Origin of the sequence: Thalassospira sp. MIT121401, assembly GCF_047125595.1 — a bacterium.
Lineage (GTDB): Bacteria > Pseudomonadota > Alphaproteobacteria > Rhodospirillales > Thalassospiraceae > Thalassospira > Thalassospira povalilytica.
On sequence record NZ_CP138926.1, the window covers coordinates 3,336,700 to 3,353,032 of the forward strand.

Genomic DNA, 16,333 nt, shown 5'->3' on the forward strand with positions numbered 1-16,333 from the left:
GGCCGGGAAACCCGGCCAACCTTGCTGGTCGCAGTTAGGCACCAACGGCCTTGAGAAGTTCACTTGCCCGTGCGCGCATGCCCGACGGTGCTTCGTTATCGTCGGCAATTTCGGTCAGAAGCGGCTTGGCCGCATCGATTTCACCCGCGGCAATATGCAGCAGCGCAATCATTTCGCGCGCCGAGTAATACCAGGTGTTTTCCGGAACCGCGATCGGCTCAAGCCGGGTGATCAGTTCCTGGGCATTGGTTTCATTGGCGCTGTTCATGGCAATCTGAACAACGGCTAGGTCACGATAAACCTGATCGATGTCGGAATTGCCGGCAACCGCTTCAAGTTCGGTCACAGCCGACGGGGTCGCACCAGCGCGCAGATAAACAGCCGCTTTCTGGAAATGGCCCAATGCAACAAAACCGGCATTGCCTTCGGCGATGATCGCATCAAGCGCCTCAAGGGCGGCATCCTGTTTGTCTTCACCGGCATTTGCCAGTTCAACAGCATTGGCAAGGCGGGTACCATTTTCGATGCTGGTGCTGTGCTCATAGGTTTTCCAGCCTTCACGCCCGGCAACACCCAAAACAATCACAGCAGCAGTGCCGATGACATATTTCCCGTATTTGCGCCACAGCTCTTCTGTGCGTTCGCGCTTCAGGTCTTCTTCGACTTCCTGGAAAATATCAACCACGAAAACGGCTCCAATCCGGTCACAATAAAGCGGGCAACCTGCCCGCTTATCTGAATTAATTCTGGCAAGGATTTAACGCGCCAGCACGCAAGGGGTCAAGTCTGCACAAAGCCAATCCGGGCATTCGGTCGATTATTTTGCCCCATTGCCGTTTTTCAACCCGATCCGGGCGTCTTTGTCAGCCCCGTGATCGGGTAACAAAGACTGAATTTGCGGCAAAAACGCGGCGCGGTTTCAATTTCATTCCCTAAAGCGGTAAGAATTGCCTGCCAGCGCCATTATTCCCACGCATCGGCACGATATCGCCGCTCTTGCGCCGATGTGCGCGAATGCTTGACCGCACGCCGGATCCTGCATATCGCGCAGCAATGCAGGCAAAAGCCCCTGAAAACAAACCCGCCACCGCCCATATGACAAAAATGATCCTTCCTTTGGGCAATTCGGCACAGTGATTGCTTTGATAAATCCAAGGGAACAGATTTCACACTGTCACCGGTCAAATTTGCCCGGTGGATGGACGGAGACACCATGAAACGTCGTCAAAAGGTTCAAAACCGACAGGATGCCAAGCGCGTCATTCGACAGCGCATACTGGCCGGGCTGTTTGCCACTTTGCTTGGAACCGGGGTATCAGGCTGTAGCACCACCATGTCCGATGTTGTCGGGACCAGCCTGTTTACCGGCGGGGAATGGTATCTTGCCTTTGACGTTGTCAGCATCATCAACACCGACAAAACCCTGATTGACCATATGGTTTCGCTTTCAACCGGTCAGGATTGCTCAACCATTCGCAAAATTGACGGCAAGTCCTATTGCAAAAAGGACCCGGTACCGGAAACGCCGCTTTATTGCTATCGCACCCTGGCCGCTGTCAGTTGCTATCGTACGCCCGATCCCTATAACACCGGGGCACAAACCGTTGACTGGCCGCCGACCCGTTCGCGCAGCCTCTAGGGCATAATTCACTGAATTATCTGGGATAATCAAACCGGTCACAAATAGTGTGAACCGGTTTTTGTCCATTGCAACTTGAGACGCAAGGCAATCCACGCTACCGTGTCATATGGCTGTCATTTTCCGTTCCCGGATTGTAACAGCCAGACGACCACATTGCCGGAGAATCACATGGGAACACTGTTCGATTTGGCAAAATACCGCAAAGCCAAAAGCTTTGTGCATTTTGACCGGTCCGAACTGATGCGGCTCATGAATACCTATTCCCGTCAGGTTGCAAGCGGCGCCTGGCGCGATTATGCGATCGACCATCTGGACGGGATGGCAATGTTTTCGATCTTTCGTTCCACACACGAAACACCGCTTTTCACCGTGATCAAGCTGGGCAGCGAACACAAGAATGCCGGCCAGTATCTCGCGCTTCACAGTGGCGAGCGGATCAAACAAAGTTCCGATATCAGCAACGTGCTAGAGGCCATCGAAAAGCGTGCGCGCAAGGTCGTTCCGCTGTTTAAAAACAATTCCTGACACCCTTCTTCATAACAGCGGACAAAGATAAGAACGTGCGTCCTTCTGCCTTGAAGCTGGTCAGACGGCTGATGATTGCGGCCCTGATCGGCATAAGCTTTGCGGCCATCCCCCACCCCGGACAGGCGCGCCAAATGAGCCGCGACTACCAGACCGGCTATTATGCCTATCGGTCCGGTGATTTTGAACAGGCCCAAGACTACTGGCGATCGGCCGCGCAAAAGGATGATCCCTATGCGCAATATGCGCTGGGATTGCTGTATTATCGCGGGGATCTGGGCCAACCCGACTATCAGAACGCGGCAAAGTGGTTCAAAAAGGCCGCACGCACCAATCATGGGGGCGCGATCTATTATATCGGGCTTCTCTATTTTAACGGCCACGGCCTGCATTATGACCAGTTTCGTGCCACCGAATATTTCAAACGCGCGCTGAAAACCGATCCGGAAAACGGCGATGCGGCCTATTTGATCGGCACACAATATTTCCATGGGCGCGGCGCACGGCAAAACTTCATCGAAGCCGCCCACTATTTTGAAATCGGCGCCAAGGCCAACAATCACGCCGCCCAGTTCATGTATGGCGCATTGCTTGAACGTGGCTGGGGTGTGCCACAAAATCTTGCCGATGCCTATTACTGGCTGCGCCGTTCCGCAAACGGGCCGATGACCTTTCCCGAAGGCGCCAACGAGGCCGAACCACTTGATCCCCAGTCGGCCATAGACGCATTGGAACCAAGATTAAGCATCGACGAAATTCAGCAGGTCGAAAAACGCCTTGCCGGTGAAGTGCCCTGGTAAGTGATCAGCTTGGACTTGCCGGCACATAAGAAACGGGCACCTGCAAAACAGGTGCCCGCGTGATCCTATTTCGGAAGCTTGTAGGCAATCACATAATCGCCCGGCTTGGTGCCAATCGAACCATGACCACCGGCAACGATCAGCACATATTGCGTGCCATCATCGGTTTCATAGGTCATCGGTGTTGACTGACCGCCCGCCGGAAGACGGGCTTCCCAGAGCTGATTGCCATTGGTGGCATCATAGGCACGGAAATAGTTGTCAACCGCGGCCCCAAGGAAGGCAACACCACCCTTGGTCAGGATCGGACCACCAATCCCCGGCACACCAACTTCGAACGGCAAGGGTAGCGGGGTCATGTCTTCGACCGTGCCGTTTTTATGCTTATAGGCAATCTCGCCCGTGCGCAGATCAGCACCGGCCACATAACCCCACGGCGGTGCCTGACACGGAATACCAAGCGGTGACAGGAACGGTCCCATTTCCACGGCATAAGGGGCACCTTCATTTCGGTTAATGCCCATTTCACTGGCCTTTTCGCTGCCGCGCGGCGGAACGGCATCACGCGGGATCAGGCGCGATGTAAAGGCAAGATAGGTCGGCATGCCGAACATGATCTGGCGTTCGGGATCAACGGCGACACTGCCCCAGTTGAATGTTCCGAAATTGCCGGGATAGACAAGCGTCCCTTCCAGCGACGGCGGCGTATAGCGCCCTTCATATTTCAAACGATGGAACGCAATACGACATGCCAGCTGATCAAACAGGGTAATGCCCCACATATCCTTGCCCGTAAGCGGTTCGGGCATGAATGTCAGCCCCGATACCGGTTGGGTCGGTGCTGTGTGATCTTCGGGAATGGCCCCACCAGGTGCCGGCACCTCGGTTACCGGAATGATCGGATCGCCGGTACGACGATCAAGAACATAGATATCGCCCTGTTTGGTCGGCCCGACCAGTGCGGGAACGGTTTCCCCGTCTGGTGTCGTGATATCAAGCAAGGCCGGCTGTGCAGGCACATCCATGTCCCAAAGATCATGATGCACCGTCTGGCGCACCCACTGCACCTGCCCCGTTTCAAGGCTGAGCGCCACAATCGACGATGAATAGGTTTCCACATTTTCATCGCGGTTCATGCCCAACTGATCGGGAACCTTGTTCCCCAGCGGCACATAGATCATGCCAAGTTTCTCGTCCGCACTTGAAACAGACCAGCTGTTTGGTGAATTGGCGGTATAGGTCTGATCATCCGGGATCGGTTCGGTTTGTTCCGGATTTCCGGAATCCCAGTTCCAGACCAACGCGCCGGTATTGATGTCATATGCGCGAATGACGCCCGATTGCGATTTGGTCGAATAATTGTCATTCACAGCCCCGCCAATGATGATTTTGCCATCAGCAGCAACCGGCGGCGACGTCGAATAATAATACCCCGCCGGGTTATAGGGCATATTGGTTTCCAGATGCACGGTCCCTTCATCGCCAAATGACGGGCAAACTTCGCCCGACCGGGCATCAAGCGCAATCAGACGCGCATCCGATGTCGGCAGGAACACCCGTTCGGTACAAGGACCGGTTTCGGTCGTGGCCGGATCCTTGTAATAGGTCACCCCGCGACAGGTCTGATGCTGCCGGTCGGGATTTTCCGGAACACCCGGATCAAATTTCCATTTTTCCTGTCCGGTTTTAGCGTCAATCGCAATCGCCCAGCTATGCGGGGTGCAAAGATAAAGCGTCTCGCCCACCTTAAGCGGGGTCACCTGATAGGTTGTTTCAGGCACATCACTTTCGCGTTTTAAATCGCCAGTCTGATAAACCCAGGCCTGTTCGAGTGATGCAACATTCTCGGTCGTGATCTGATCAAGCGGGGAATAACGCTGCCCATACGGGGTACGACCATATTGATGCCAGTCACCATCGGGGACCCCACCGCCAAATTGCGGATTTTCCGCCACCACATCTGACGGAAGATTGCCTTCGATTTCGTTGGGATTGTTCAGCATGGAATAGACCGCAACGATAACAGCAATCACGATGCTGCCTTCAAGGACAAAGGAACGCTTCGCATTTGTTTCCGGCGATCCATTGTCCTTTGGCGCAGCAACAAGTGTTTTGCGAAACACCGGCGTTATCAGCCAAAGACCAATCACGACAATCAGCCCGCCACGCGGGGCCAGTTGCCACCAGTCAAACCCGGTTTCCCAAACAGCCCAGGCCAGACTTGCCAATAAAAACGCACCATAAAACGGCAACAGAACCGGTTTACGGGCAAAGGACAAATACGCAGCCAACAGGAATGCCAACCCGGCAAGCGCGTAATACCAACTCCCTCCGACTGCAATCAGCCAGGCACCACCAACGGAAAGTGCCAGACCGATCAGAGCCAGAAGGCCTGATGTCAGAAGATTAATCATGAGATAGCCCTCGGCTGAATGAGTTCGCCAACTGCCACAACAGACAGTGGCCGGACTGCGGGGTTTAAAAGGGGTTTAGGGATAAACGCCTGCGAACCTTACAAGTTCCTTCGCGTGACCAAATGCCCGCCATCAGCCGAGAAACGGCGGGTTTGCTTCATAACGCTGCGGTCAGAATTTTAGTGATGGGTCTCGATGATGGTGCCGGTCTTGACGACTTCGGTGATGGTCACGCCCAGGTTTTCGTCAACCACGACAAGTTCGCCGCGCGCAACAAGCCGGTTATTGACATAGATATCAACCGGCTCCCCGACCCTGCGATCAAGTTCAAGCACCGCACCACGGGTCAGACGCATCAATTGCGCAACCTGGATCTGGCTTTTGCCAATCACGGTCGAAACGCGCACCGGCACGTCATAGGCCGCACCGATTTCAGATGCACCATGTCGTGTGGAAAACGGATCTTTGTCGTCATCAGCCATGATTTTCGGGCCATCCAGTCAGGTCGGAAGAATCGGGAACCTTGTATCCTAGAGGTTAGCTTTGAAAAAAGTGTTAGCAAGCCCAATCTCCTAAAAAACTGGTGATTGCAGAAATGTATCGACACAATTTCACTGTAGTTTTTTGTATTATAATCCCCTACACAGATGCCCATTGCCGATCCGCACAGGTCGAAACCACGTGATTCAACAGATGTCAGGAACCAACATGACATATGACCGCCAATGGGTGGCAGACGCCATCAGCATGATCGAAGCTGATTTCAATCGTTCTGCCGATACACATCTGATCCGTCTTGATTTGCCAAAACTTGATGGCATCGGGCTGTATCTGAAAGATGAATCGACCCACCCGTCGGGCAGCCTGAAACATCGTCTGGCGCGGTCGCTGTTTCTGTATGGATTGTGCAATGGCTGGATCACCCGGGACACCCCGATTATCGAGGCATCAAGCGGGTCAACCGCCGTATCAGAAGCCTATTTTGCCCGTCTGCTTGGCTTGCGCTTCATTGCCGTGATGCCGAAATCGACCTCGCAGCAAAAGATCGATCAGATCGCCTTTTATGGTGGCGAAAGTCATCTGGTTGATCACAGCGGCCAGATTTACGAAGAGTCCCAGCGTCTGGCCCGTGAACTTGACGGTCACTACATGGATCAGTTCACCTTTGCCGAACGGGCTACCGACTGGCGCGGCAATAACAACATCGCCGAAAGCATCTTTGACCAGCTCAAACGCGAACCCCATCCGGTGCCGCGCTGGGTTGTGGTCGGGGCCGGCACGGGCGGCACATCATCGACCATCGGCCGTTATATCCGGTATGGGCGCACATTGGGCCAGGGGTGCGAGCTCTGCGTCGCCGATCCTGAAAACTCGGTCTTTTATGATGCGTATGAAACGGGGGACTGCTCGGTCACCGGAACGACAGGGTCACGGGTCGAAGGCATTGGCCGCCCGCGCGTCGAACCCAGCTTCAACCCGACCGTGGTTGACCGGATGTATCGCATTCCAGATGCCGCAAGTTTTGCCGCACTTTATTATCTGGAACGGCATCTTGGCCGACGCTGCGGCGGATCGACCGGCACCAACCTGATTGCGACCCTGTCACTAATCACTGAAATGAAAAAGGCCGGGCAAACCGGGTCGGTTGTGACCTTGCTGTGCGATGGCGGGGATCGTTATCGCGACACATACTACAACCCGGACTGGATCAAGGCGCAGAATATCGACCTCGCCCCATGGATATCGGCCCTTGAACAGTTTGATGCGACCGGACTTTTTGAAATGCCGCTCGATCACAAGATCGGTTATAGCAAAACCGGATAAGCACACGCTTACAAGCGACATCACATTTCCAAGGCCGGGTTGATCACGAACCCGGCCTTTTGCTTTTGCCCGAACCGGTTCGCCGGTTTCTCACAGTTTCATTGTCTCTCCGTCGGAATGCATCGCACTGAATCAAACGAGGCATGTCATGACAACAGAGAAAATTGGCGGCATAGAGCTTTATATCGAGAATGTGGACCTCGAAAATTCCGGCCGGACACAAAAGGTTTACGGGACGAATTGCGCGGATGATTTCTGGGCTTTGCTGTCAAATGAACGCTCTGCATTTGCCTATGTCGACTATCTTTGGGTGCCGCCGGACCTCAAACGCAACACATCCCAAAGCAACCGGGCCCTGTATGCATGGCGCGGAGATACACGAAGCCCCGACGAGATTTTTGGTCATGGCTTTTCACGCCGCGGCACATCCCCGGCAACGCCTGCCATTGTCTATCGCAAAGGCGATCAGGATCTTGCGCATTACACGGCCGTGTGCCTTTCGGGGACGCATGAAATCGGCGCCCTTTTCCCGCCCAAGGTTCCCGGTCAGGCGGAACCGGCTGCCGAAACTTGGGTTTATTGTGTACGATTGCAGGGATACTGGTGCCCGACTTTTTCGATCCAGCAGAACGTCTTTAACGATGCCGCTAGGTTCGGGGCAACCGAACGCCAGATGGCGCGACAGAACCTTTATGCCCGTGAACTTGCGGTTCTTAATGTCCCCTATAAGGACGTCGTTGCCGCCATACGGGTTCGCCGTGATTGGGCTGGTGCGGGATATGATGCAGGCGGCACTTTTACCTATCTCGAACTCAGAAAGAACCAGTGGGCAACAACGGAAAACAAGGCCTTTGCCGACCGCATCGGGAACTGGTTGACGAACAACCACTTGCTCAACACCCAAAGGGCGCTGCCTACCCCGTGACTAAAAACATGGCGGGTCCGGGCAATGCTGTCCGGTCCCGCCAGAAAGAATGTAACACCGGATCAGGATGCGACCAGCGCACCGGATGCAAGGGTGTCTTCAAATCCTTCGACCGATTGCTCATAGCCGCTATCGGTCTTGTTTGTACCGACCAGCTTTCCCGATAGGTCTTTGAGACTGGATAAAAGTGTCTGATCACGTGCCTGCTGTTCTTCGGCCTTCTTGCGCAGTTCTGTCTGATTGACAGCAGCCTGCCGTGCGATCCAGGCCGCATCATCCTTGGCAAGCTTTTTAGCCGTCGCCTCGCCGATGATGATCGCGCCGGAAATTTCGCTTTGCGCGACGGACACCTCTTTGCCACCTGTTTCGACTGCGGTGCAGCTTTGTGCGACACGACTGGCAATGGCGCAAAGCTGATCGGTCTGCGTTTCGGTTCGAAAAGATGCAAGATCGGCCTTATACGCCGTCGCATAATCATTGGCCAGATCGCCAAGTGTGCTGCTCATCTCAGGGTCTCCTTTGATAGTGTGAATACACCAGAAGACGGGCAGCCCGGTCACCATGTGAGGAGCCGGATAAAAAAAGACGGGCGGTAAAAACCGCCCGTCAGGCAACACAGGGAAAGCTTCTCAGGGAGGAGAGACAACACTTAGCCGCTGACAGTAATCTTGCGCGGCTCGGGTTTCTGTTCCGCTACTTTGGGGAGAGTAAGGACCAGAACACCGTTCTTGAATGATGCGGTAATGTTATCAACATCAATCGTATCATTCAGGCGGAACGACCGTTTGAAGCTGCCATAGCTGCGTTCGATGACGCGGGCACCTTCGTTTGATTCACGGGTGGATTTCTTTTCACCGGTGATGGTCAGAACACCTTCAAGGACCGACACATCAACATCATCCTGTTCCACACCGGGAAGTTCGGCGGACAGTTCGATATGATCATCGGTTTCGTGAACATCGATACGCGGGTTCAAAAGGGTTTTCGCGGCTTCGTTGTCATCGGCAAAAGCCTGTGACGCGGTTACGCGATCCCCAAAGATCGAACCGATCATGCGATCAAAATCACGGGAAATAAGCGAGAAAGGATCACCATAGGTCGGTGCAGATGCAAGACGACGTGCGGATCCATTAAGAGTCTGAAGACCAGTCATAATTACCCTCCGTTACAGACGAGTATTCTTGCGCCATCAGTCCAGACCAGGCTGCAACCTTGACGCGTATCGGGGCACCATGCCCCTTTGCAAACTTGAGATAGAGCACAGGAAATTTTCCGCAAGTGGGCCGGCACATTTTTTTGATATTTTTTGCAGCCCGCCCTGATCGCGCCCCCTGTATCATCCCCGATCGCTTCCACCTAACCCGTTAAACAGCCTGTCATTTTTGACAAAATCCAAAACAGAGACTGGCACTCCCGTGTCTGGCGGATTAGCTTCTTTGCATTGTTTGTCGGTCCGAAGACCGACCTCCCTGATAAGGATGATCCATGAGTACTCTTTTTTCACCGCTGTCACTTGGCAAGCTGGCCCTTGATAACCGCGTAATCATCGCACCGATGTGCCAGTATTCCGCAGATAACGGCAAAACCACCGACTGGCACCCGATGCATCTGGGCAACCTTGCCCAGTCCGGTGCGGGATTGCTGATCATTGAAGCAACTGCTGTCGAACCGGAAGGCCGGATTACCTATGGCGATGTCGGACTTTGGGATGACGAAACCGAAGCCGCCCTTGCCAAAACCATTTCCGCTGTGCGCAGCCATTCCGACATGCCGATTGCCATTCAGTTGGCCCATGCCGGGCGCAAGGCATCCTGTGAAAAGCCGTGGCTTGGTGGACATGCCATTGATCCCGATCATGCCAATGGCTGGCAGGTTTGCGCACCGTCGGCTGTTCCGTTCCGTGATGGTGACCCGATCCCCGAAGCTCTGAGCAAATCGCGGATTTCCGAAATCGTGCAGGCATTTGTCGAAAGCGCCAAGCGTGCTATTCGCATCGGCTTTGACGCGATTGAAATTCACGCGGCACACGGATATCTGCTGCATCAGTTTTTGTCACCGCACGCCAACAAGCGTGACGACGAATATGGTGGATCGTTTGAAAACCGCACCCGCCTTGTTCTTGAAGTCTATGACGCCCTTCGCGCTGAAGTCGGTACCGACTATCCGCTTGGCATCCGTATTTCGGCAACCGACTGGGTTGATGGTGGCTGGGATATCGATCAAAGCGTCGAACTGGCAAAGCTTCTTGAAGTACGCGGATGCGACTTTATCGATGTGTCTTCCGGTGGCCTGCATATTGATCAGAAAATCCCGCTTGGCCCGAACTATCAGGTCCCGTTTGCGGCCCGCATCAAGGCCGAAACCGGCATGACCACCATCGCTGTCGGCCTGATTACCGAAGCAGAACAGGCCGAAGCCATCATCTTTACCGGTCAGGCCGATGCCATCGCCCTTGCGCGCGGTATTCTCTATGATCCGCGCTGGCCATGGCATGCCGCGGCAACCCTTGGCGCCGAAGTCAAAGCAGCCCCGCAATATCTGCGCTGCCAGCCACGCAGCCTGAAGAAACTGTTCGGCTGATCCCCGTCGGGTAAAGCCCCATCCGCAAAAACTAGACGATCGGATAGGTTTTCTTGATGTAGGTCAAGGCTACCTATCCGACCTTTCCCCTACTTTGGCAACATTCTGAAATCATTCAAAACAGCGCGCCTTTTACACGGTGCCTGCCAATTTCTGCCAAGGACCGGGAACGTGAAATCTGTATTGCGCGCACTTGTTATCGCCTGTTGCATGACGCTGACTGTCACTGGCGCGCGCAGTGCCGAAATCCTGATTTCGACCGAAAACACTGCCGATCATTTCCAGACCATTTTCCTTCAGAAATTTGCCGCAACCCTGAATTCCGAGATATCCGAACACAGGTTTCGGGTCATTCATTCGGCCCAGGCCTTCAAGGACCGCGACGTCGCCGAGGCATTATCGACCGGACGGATCGCAATGGCCGCCCCGGGCATCTGGCACCTTGGTCGATTTTCGGCCGACCTCAATGCGCTTTTATTGCCCAGCTTCATGGGGCTCGGCTCTGCCGATGTGCGCAAGATTGTCGATGGCGATTTCGGAACGCGATTGAACCAGTCCCTTGAAAAGAACCTTAATGTCCGGGTTCTGGGAAGGTGGCTTGATCTGGGACCGGCCCATATTTTTACCCGCAACGTCGCGGTCAATCATTTCGGGGACCTTCGCGGATTGCGCATCCGTTATGCCGGGGGCGAAGGCAATGCCTTGCGGCTTAAGGCCATGGGGGCCATTCCTGTGTTGATCCCCTGGCCCAACGTTCCCGACGCCCTTGATCGCAAGGAAATAGACGGTCTTCTGACCACCACCAGCACCGTGGTCAGCGCCGCCCTTTGGAAGCACGGCATTGCCCATGCGTTTCTGAGCTATTCCTATTATCCGTTTTATGTGCCGCTGATTTCCCATGATGTCTGGGCGCGGCTGAAACCGGCAACGCGTGATATCATCTTGCAGGTCTGGGAAGATATGGTTGATGGCGGCCGGAAACTGGCGGTCACGCACCAACAGGCATCCCTGATTACCGCGGCACAAAACAATATCGACATTGCCGACCCGGGTCTGGCTGAACGCCAGAAGCAGCGCCTTGTACTGCTTGCCCATCAGGGGGAACTCGCCGCGACCGCAGGCATATCGCAATCTGCCGTTCGCACCCTGACCCAGATCGCGGGACAACCGTAATGCCGGCAAAAACCACATATCCCGGCTGGCGGCGCATCCTTGACGAACAGTTCCTGAGCGTCTTTTTGTCGATCGGATTGCTTCTTGGCGTGTTGTTCCTGATGGCCTGGCAGACGGTCTCAGAACGGCAAACCGCCCGTCAGCGTGCGATCGATACCACCGGCTTTGCCATCACCACCTATGGCGACAATCTTTCAAGCATCCTGATCAAGGCTGACAACACCGCCCTGATGGCGGCACGCGAAGCAGTGATTGTTCCCGATTTTGATCTTGAACGTCATCTGTCAACCATGATCAAGGATGACAACAATCTGGTCGGGTATATCCTGCTTGATGCGGCGGGCAGGATTGCCCATGACTTCACATTTTTTGATTTTGATAAAACCGTCCTTCCGGTTTCGGAAATCATTGCACGCCATCGCGATGACTGGATCGAACCGGCCTTTCGCGCCACATCGACCCTTGGCCTGAAATCTGGATATCTTGCTGTTGAACGCGGCATCTGGTCGCCGAACGGTACGTTTCTTGGCGTGATAGTGATCTTTCTGGCGATTGAAAACCCGTATGAGGACACGCCGCTTGAACGGTTCCTTGCCGGCTCACGGATGCGGGTTGCGACCCTCAATACCGATGATCTTCTGGCCGAAGTCCAGTCACCCCATATCGGAACCACCGACTGGTTTTCCGCCCGTCAGGAAGAAGCATTCTGGGATCTGAATGCCGACAGCGACAAGATCGATATGGGGGGTGTTGCCCTGTTTGGGGATTTTGTGCTTGCGCGCAAGAACCTTGATGGTCTTCCGATCACCATTTACATGCAGGTGCCGATCAACAGTTTCATGGGTAACTATGACACCACCCGTCAGACCGCGCTGATTGCATCGGGCGTGGTGATTGCCGTGACCCTGTTTCTGTTTTTGCAAATCCGCATTGACCGCAAGACCAAACGCCGCAATGAACGCAAGCGCCTTGAACTCGACAAGCGGCTGCAATTCGCCCTTGATAGCACCGGTCAGGGTCTTTGGGACTGGGATTTCGCCAAGCAGCAGGGATACTATTCCGATAACCTGTACCGGTTGATGGAAATCCATCACGGCGAAGTCTGCCTGACTTTTGACAGCTTCAAGGACCGCATTCACGCCGATGACCGCAAACAGTTCGATGCAGCCATCGCCGAACATATCAGCGGCAACAAACCGGCCTTTGAAATAGAAGTCCGCATGCATGTCGGATCGGAAGATCAGTGGAACTGGTTCCATCACAGCGGGTCGGTCATTGAATGGGACCGCAATCGCAAACCCAAACGGATGATCGGCCTGCTCAAGAACATCCACCATCAGAAACTCAAACGGATCGATCTTGAATTCAAGGCCCGCCATGATCCGCTAACCGGGCTTTTGAACCGCACCGCGTTCGGAGATTACGCCCGCCGTGTTCATGCCTTGTCCCTGCGCACGAACCGGCCTTATTGCATGGTGATGCTCGATATTGATCACTTCAAAAAGGTCAATGACACGTTCGGACATGATTGCGGGGATATTGTTCTGAAACGGATATGCGACATCACGTCACGCGCCCTGCGGTTTGAAGAGGAAAAGCTGTTCTTCCGGCTTGGCGGCGAAGAATTCGTGATCTTGCTGTCGCAAAATGATTGCGCTGCCGGGGCTGCTGTGGCCGAACGTATCCGGAAAAATGTTTGCGCCGAACCGATCCTGGCGGATGGCCATCACATCGACATCACCATCAGCGCCGGTGTTGCTGCCCATCGCGACAGCGAACTTCCCGACATCACGCTAAGACGTGCCGACTGGGCCCTTTATCAGGCCAAGAATACCGGCCGCAACCGGGTATGTCGCGCGCCGGGTACCACCGATGTCAGCTTCCCGGATCCCGAGACCATGCGCAACACGGTGTAGTGATCTGTTGACCTGAGCAAACGGGATTTTCCCGCCCTATAGCAAACGTCCCCTTGAACAGGTCCGTCCCCCCCCCACCCGACCAGATACTGCTTGCTGGCCCGGCATCACGCGCCGCGTTTCATACGCCTGTCTTGTCGCGAATATATGAAATTCCCCAACAAAAAAGGGCCCCGCAAATGCGGAGCCCTTCCTGTAGTGCAAGGTCGGTAGGTGTAAGGCTTAGAAGCCCATGCCACCCATGCCGCCCATACCACCCATGCCACCCATGTCAGGTGCGCCGCCAGCCGACTTGTCTTCCGGCTTTTCAGCGATCATGCATTCGGTGGTGATCAGCAGACCAGCGACCGATGCTGCGTCCTGCAGGGCAGTACGAACAACTTTGGCCGGGTCGATGATGCCAGCTTTGATCAGGTTGGTGTATTCGCCTTTCTGGGCGTCATAACCGAACTCGACGTCGTCCTGCTCAAGCAGTTTGCCAGCAACAACCGCGCCGTCTACGCCAGCGTTGGTTGCGATCTGACGAACCGGTGCCTGAAGGGCACGGCGAACGATGTCAACACCGATGGTCTGGTCATGGTTTTCACCTTCGAGACCTTCGAGCGCCTTGACCGAGTACAGCAGAGCCGTACCACCACCAGCAACGATGCCTTCTTCGACAGCCGCGCGGGTTGCGTGCAGAGCATCGTCAACACGGTCTTTACGTTCTTTAACTTCGATTTCCGAAGCGCCGCCGATTTTGATCACTGCAACGCCGCCAGCGAGTTTCGCGAGACGTTCCTGCAGTTTTTCACGATCGTAATCAGAGGTGGTTTCTTCGATCTGGGCGCGGATCTGACCAACACGTGCTTCGATCTGTGCTTTCTCACCGGCACCATCAACGATGGTGGTTTCTTCTTTGGTGATGGTGACAGATTTCGCGGTGCCGAGCATATCAAGCGAAACGTTTTCCAGCTTGATGCCGAGATCTTCGGAGACAACCTGACCACCGGTAAGGATGGCGATGTCTTCGAGCATTGCTTTACGACGGTCACCGAAGCCCGGAGCTTTGACAGCAGCGATTTTCAGGCCACCGCGCAGCTTGTTGACAACCAGGGTTGCCAGAGCTTCGCCTTCGATGTCTTCAGCAATGATCAGAAGCGGCTTGCCGGACTGAACGACCGACTCAAGCAGCGGAAGGATCGGCTGAAGCGAGGAGATTTTCTTGTCGAACAGCAGGATGTACGGAGCATCCATTTCTGCGACCATTTTCTCCGGGTTGGTCACGAAGTACGGCGACAGGTAACCACGGTCGAACTGCATGCCTTCGACAACGTCGAGTTCGGTGTGCAGGCCTTTGGCTTCCTCAACGGTGATAACACCTTCGTTGCCAACTTTTTCCATGGCTTCGGCGATCATTTCGCCAACTTCACGGTCACCGTTTGCAGAGATGTTACCAACCTGTGCGATTTCGTCGCGACCGGCAACTTTACGTGCACGGCTCTGGATGGATTCGATGACTTTTGCGGTTGCAAGGTCGATACCGCGTTTCAGGTCCATCGGGTTCATGCCGGCAGCAACGGACTTGTTGCCTTCACGAACGATTGCCTGTGCCAGAACGGTTGCGGTCGTGGTGCCGTCACCAGCCAGATCGGCGGTTTTCGACGCGACTTCGCGAACCATCTGTGCGCCCATGTTTTCGAACTTGTCGGTCAGTTCGATTTCTTTGGCGACCGAAACACCGTCCTTGGTTACGCGCGGCGCGCCAAAGGATTTTTCGATAACAACGTTACGACCTTTCGGGCCGAGCGTCACTTTGACGGCATCAGCGAGAATGTCGACACCGCGCAGCATTTTGGAACGTGCGTCGGTGGAGAATTTTACTTCTTTAGCAGCCATAATATTCTTTCCTCTCTATGAGACGGATGAACGTGGACTTAAGTCACCCAAAGGGCTGACTTATTCCATGATGCCCATAATGTCGGACTCTTTCATGATCAGCAGCTCTTCGCCGTCGACCTTGACTTCGGTGCCCGACCATTTGCCAAACAGGACTTTGTCACCTGCTTTGACGTCGAGGGCTACGACCGAGCCATCATCTTTGCGAACGCCAGAACCAACAGCGACGATTTCGCCTTCCTGCGGTTTTTCTTTGGCGGTATCCGGAATAATGATGCCACCGGCAGTCTTGGTGTCGGACTCGACACGACGTACCAGTACTCGATCATGCAGCGGACGGAACTTCATTTTAGACAACTCCGTGTTAAAGCTAAGGCTCGTTTAAAACTACGACTAACCGGGATGAGCCCGTATTAGCACTCACCCCCGGCGAGTGCTAACAGCATTTATTGAAGTGCCTGTTCAAAGTCAATAGGAAGATGCAAAAAGACGCAGAACTGTCACGATTTTTGCGCAATTATGGCCGCTTCGGGCGCGCGAAAAACCGCCATGTACGACGGGGTGGTGATCACAACATTTTCCGATCACCGACACAACCCCTTGCCGAAAAATAATGCGGGCCCATCCGATCACAATGGGCAACAGCAGAATCGCTG

The 16,333-nt window shown here is 54.5% G+C and carries 15 protein-coding genes; 8 read left to right on the forward strand and 7 right to left on the reverse strand.

Annotated elements, in window-relative coordinates:
• Positions 1–34: 34 nt before the first annotated feature.
• On the reverse strand, positions 35–685 hold the full coding sequence (locus SIB88_RS15395) for a tetratricopeptide repeat protein (protein ID WP_286886392.1): 651 nt from the start codon (positions 683–685) through the stop codon (positions 35–37).
• A 528-nt stretch (positions 686–1,213) separates the two neighbouring features.
• Between SIB88_RS15395 and SIB88_RS15400 the strand changes: the two genes are divergently transcribed.
• From SIB88_RS15400 to SIB88_RS15410, 3 genes are all read left to right on the forward strand, one after another.
• The gene (locus SIB88_RS15400; protein ID WP_068518624.1) at positions 1,214–1,639 is read left to right on the forward strand and encodes a hypothetical protein; all 426 of its coding nucleotides are present in this window, start codon (positions 1,214–1,216) and stop codon (positions 1,637–1,639) included.
• Positions 1,640–1,810: 171 nt separating this feature from the next.
• Positions 1,811–2,167, forward strand: coding sequence for a DUF2794 domain-containing protein (locus SIB88_RS15405; protein WP_068518625.1), 357 nt, complete (start codon positions 1,811–1,813; stop codon positions 2,165–2,167).
• A gap of 35 nt (positions 2,168–2,202) precedes the next feature.
• Positions 2,203–2,967, forward strand: a complete 765-nt coding sequence (locus tag SIB88_RS15410; RefSeq protein WP_412558431.1) for a tetratricopeptide repeat protein — start codon at positions 2,203–2,205, stop codon at positions 2,965–2,967.
• Between the two features lie 65 nt (positions 2,968–3,032).
• On the opposite strand, the gene SIB88_RS15415 is transcribed toward SIB88_RS15410, so the two are convergent.
• Positions 3,033–5,381, reverse strand: coding sequence for a glucose/quinate/shikimate family membrane-bound PQQ-dependent dehydrogenase (locus SIB88_RS15415; RefSeq protein WP_412558432.1), 2,349 nt, complete (start codon positions 5,379–5,381; stop codon positions 3,033–3,035).
• 179 nt (positions 5,382–5,560) lie between these two features.
• Positions 5,561–5,863, reverse strand: a complete 303-nt coding sequence (fliN, locus tag SIB88_RS15420) for a flagellar motor switch protein FliN (RefSeq protein ID WP_068518627.1) — start codon at positions 5,861–5,863, stop codon at positions 5,561–5,563.
• Between the two features lie 226 nt (positions 5,864–6,089).
• Between fliN and SIB88_RS15425 the strand changes: the two genes are divergently transcribed.
• Complete coding sequence (locus tag SIB88_RS15425) at positions 6,090–7,205, forward strand: PLP-dependent cysteine synthase family protein (RefSeq protein ID WP_412558433.1); 1,116 nt, start codon at positions 6,090–6,092, stop codon at positions 7,203–7,205.
• Between the two features lie 148 nt (positions 7,206–7,353).
• Entirely contained in the window at positions 7,354–8,130 is a 777-nt protein-coding gene (locus SIB88_RS15430; RefSeq protein ID WP_412558434.1) for a hypothetical protein, read from the forward strand.
• A gap of 62 nt (positions 8,131–8,192) precedes the next feature.
• On the opposite strand, the gene SIB88_RS15435 is transcribed toward SIB88_RS15430, so the two are convergent.
• Both SIB88_RS15435 and SIB88_RS15440 read right to left on the reverse strand, forming a co-directional pair.
• Positions 8,193–8,636 (reverse strand): hypothetical protein, encoded by a 444-nt coding sequence (locus tag SIB88_RS15435; RefSeq protein ID WP_114113577.1) that lies wholly within the window; start codon positions 8,634–8,636, stop codon positions 8,193–8,195.
• Positions 8,637–8,779: 143 nt separating this feature from the next.
• Complete coding sequence (locus tag SIB88_RS15440; protein ID WP_101247719.1) at positions 8,780–9,283, reverse strand: Hsp20/alpha crystallin family protein; 504 nt, start codon at positions 9,281–9,283, stop codon at positions 8,780–8,782.
• 332 nt (positions 9,284–9,615) lie between these two features.
• Between SIB88_RS15440 and SIB88_RS15445 the strand changes: the two genes are divergently transcribed.
• The 3 genes from SIB88_RS15445 to SIB88_RS15455 all read left to right on the forward strand — a co-directional run bounded on the left by SIB88_RS15445 (position 9,616) and on the right by SIB88_RS15455 (position 13,799).
• Complete coding sequence (locus SIB88_RS15445) at positions 9,616–10,710, forward strand: NADH:flavin oxidoreductase/NADH oxidase (protein ID WP_101247720.1); 1,095 nt, start codon at positions 9,616–9,618, stop codon at positions 10,708–10,710.
• A 171-nt stretch (positions 10,711–10,881) separates the two neighbouring features.
• The gene (gene dctP, locus SIB88_RS15450) at positions 10,882–11,883 is read left to right on the forward strand and encodes a TRAP transporter substrate-binding protein DctP (protein WP_412558435.1); all 1,002 of its coding nucleotides are present in this window, start codon (positions 10,882–10,884) and stop codon (positions 11,881–11,883) included.
• A complete protein-coding gene (locus SIB88_RS15455) occupies positions 11,883–13,799 on the forward strand; it encodes a GGDEF domain-containing protein (RefSeq protein ID WP_412558436.1) in 1,917 nt (638 codons plus the stop codon). The genes dctP and SIB88_RS15455 overlap by 1 nt, the downstream gene beginning before the upstream one ends.
• Before the next feature lie 222 nt (positions 13,800–14,021).
• Here the strand turns inward: SIB88_RS15455 and groL are convergent, their stop codons facing one another.
• Positions 14,022–15,677: a chaperonin GroEL gene (gene groL, locus SIB88_RS15460; protein WP_068518635.1), complete on the reverse strand. Its 1,656-nt coding sequence runs from the start codon at positions 15,675–15,677 to the stop codon at positions 14,022–14,024.
• A gap of 60 nt (positions 15,678–15,737) precedes the next feature.
• Entirely contained in the window at positions 15,738–16,025 is a 288-nt protein-coding gene (gene groES / locus SIB88_RS15465; protein WP_068518636.1) for a co-chaperone GroES, read from the reverse strand.
• Between the last annotated feature and the right edge of the window lie 308 nt (positions 16,026–16,333).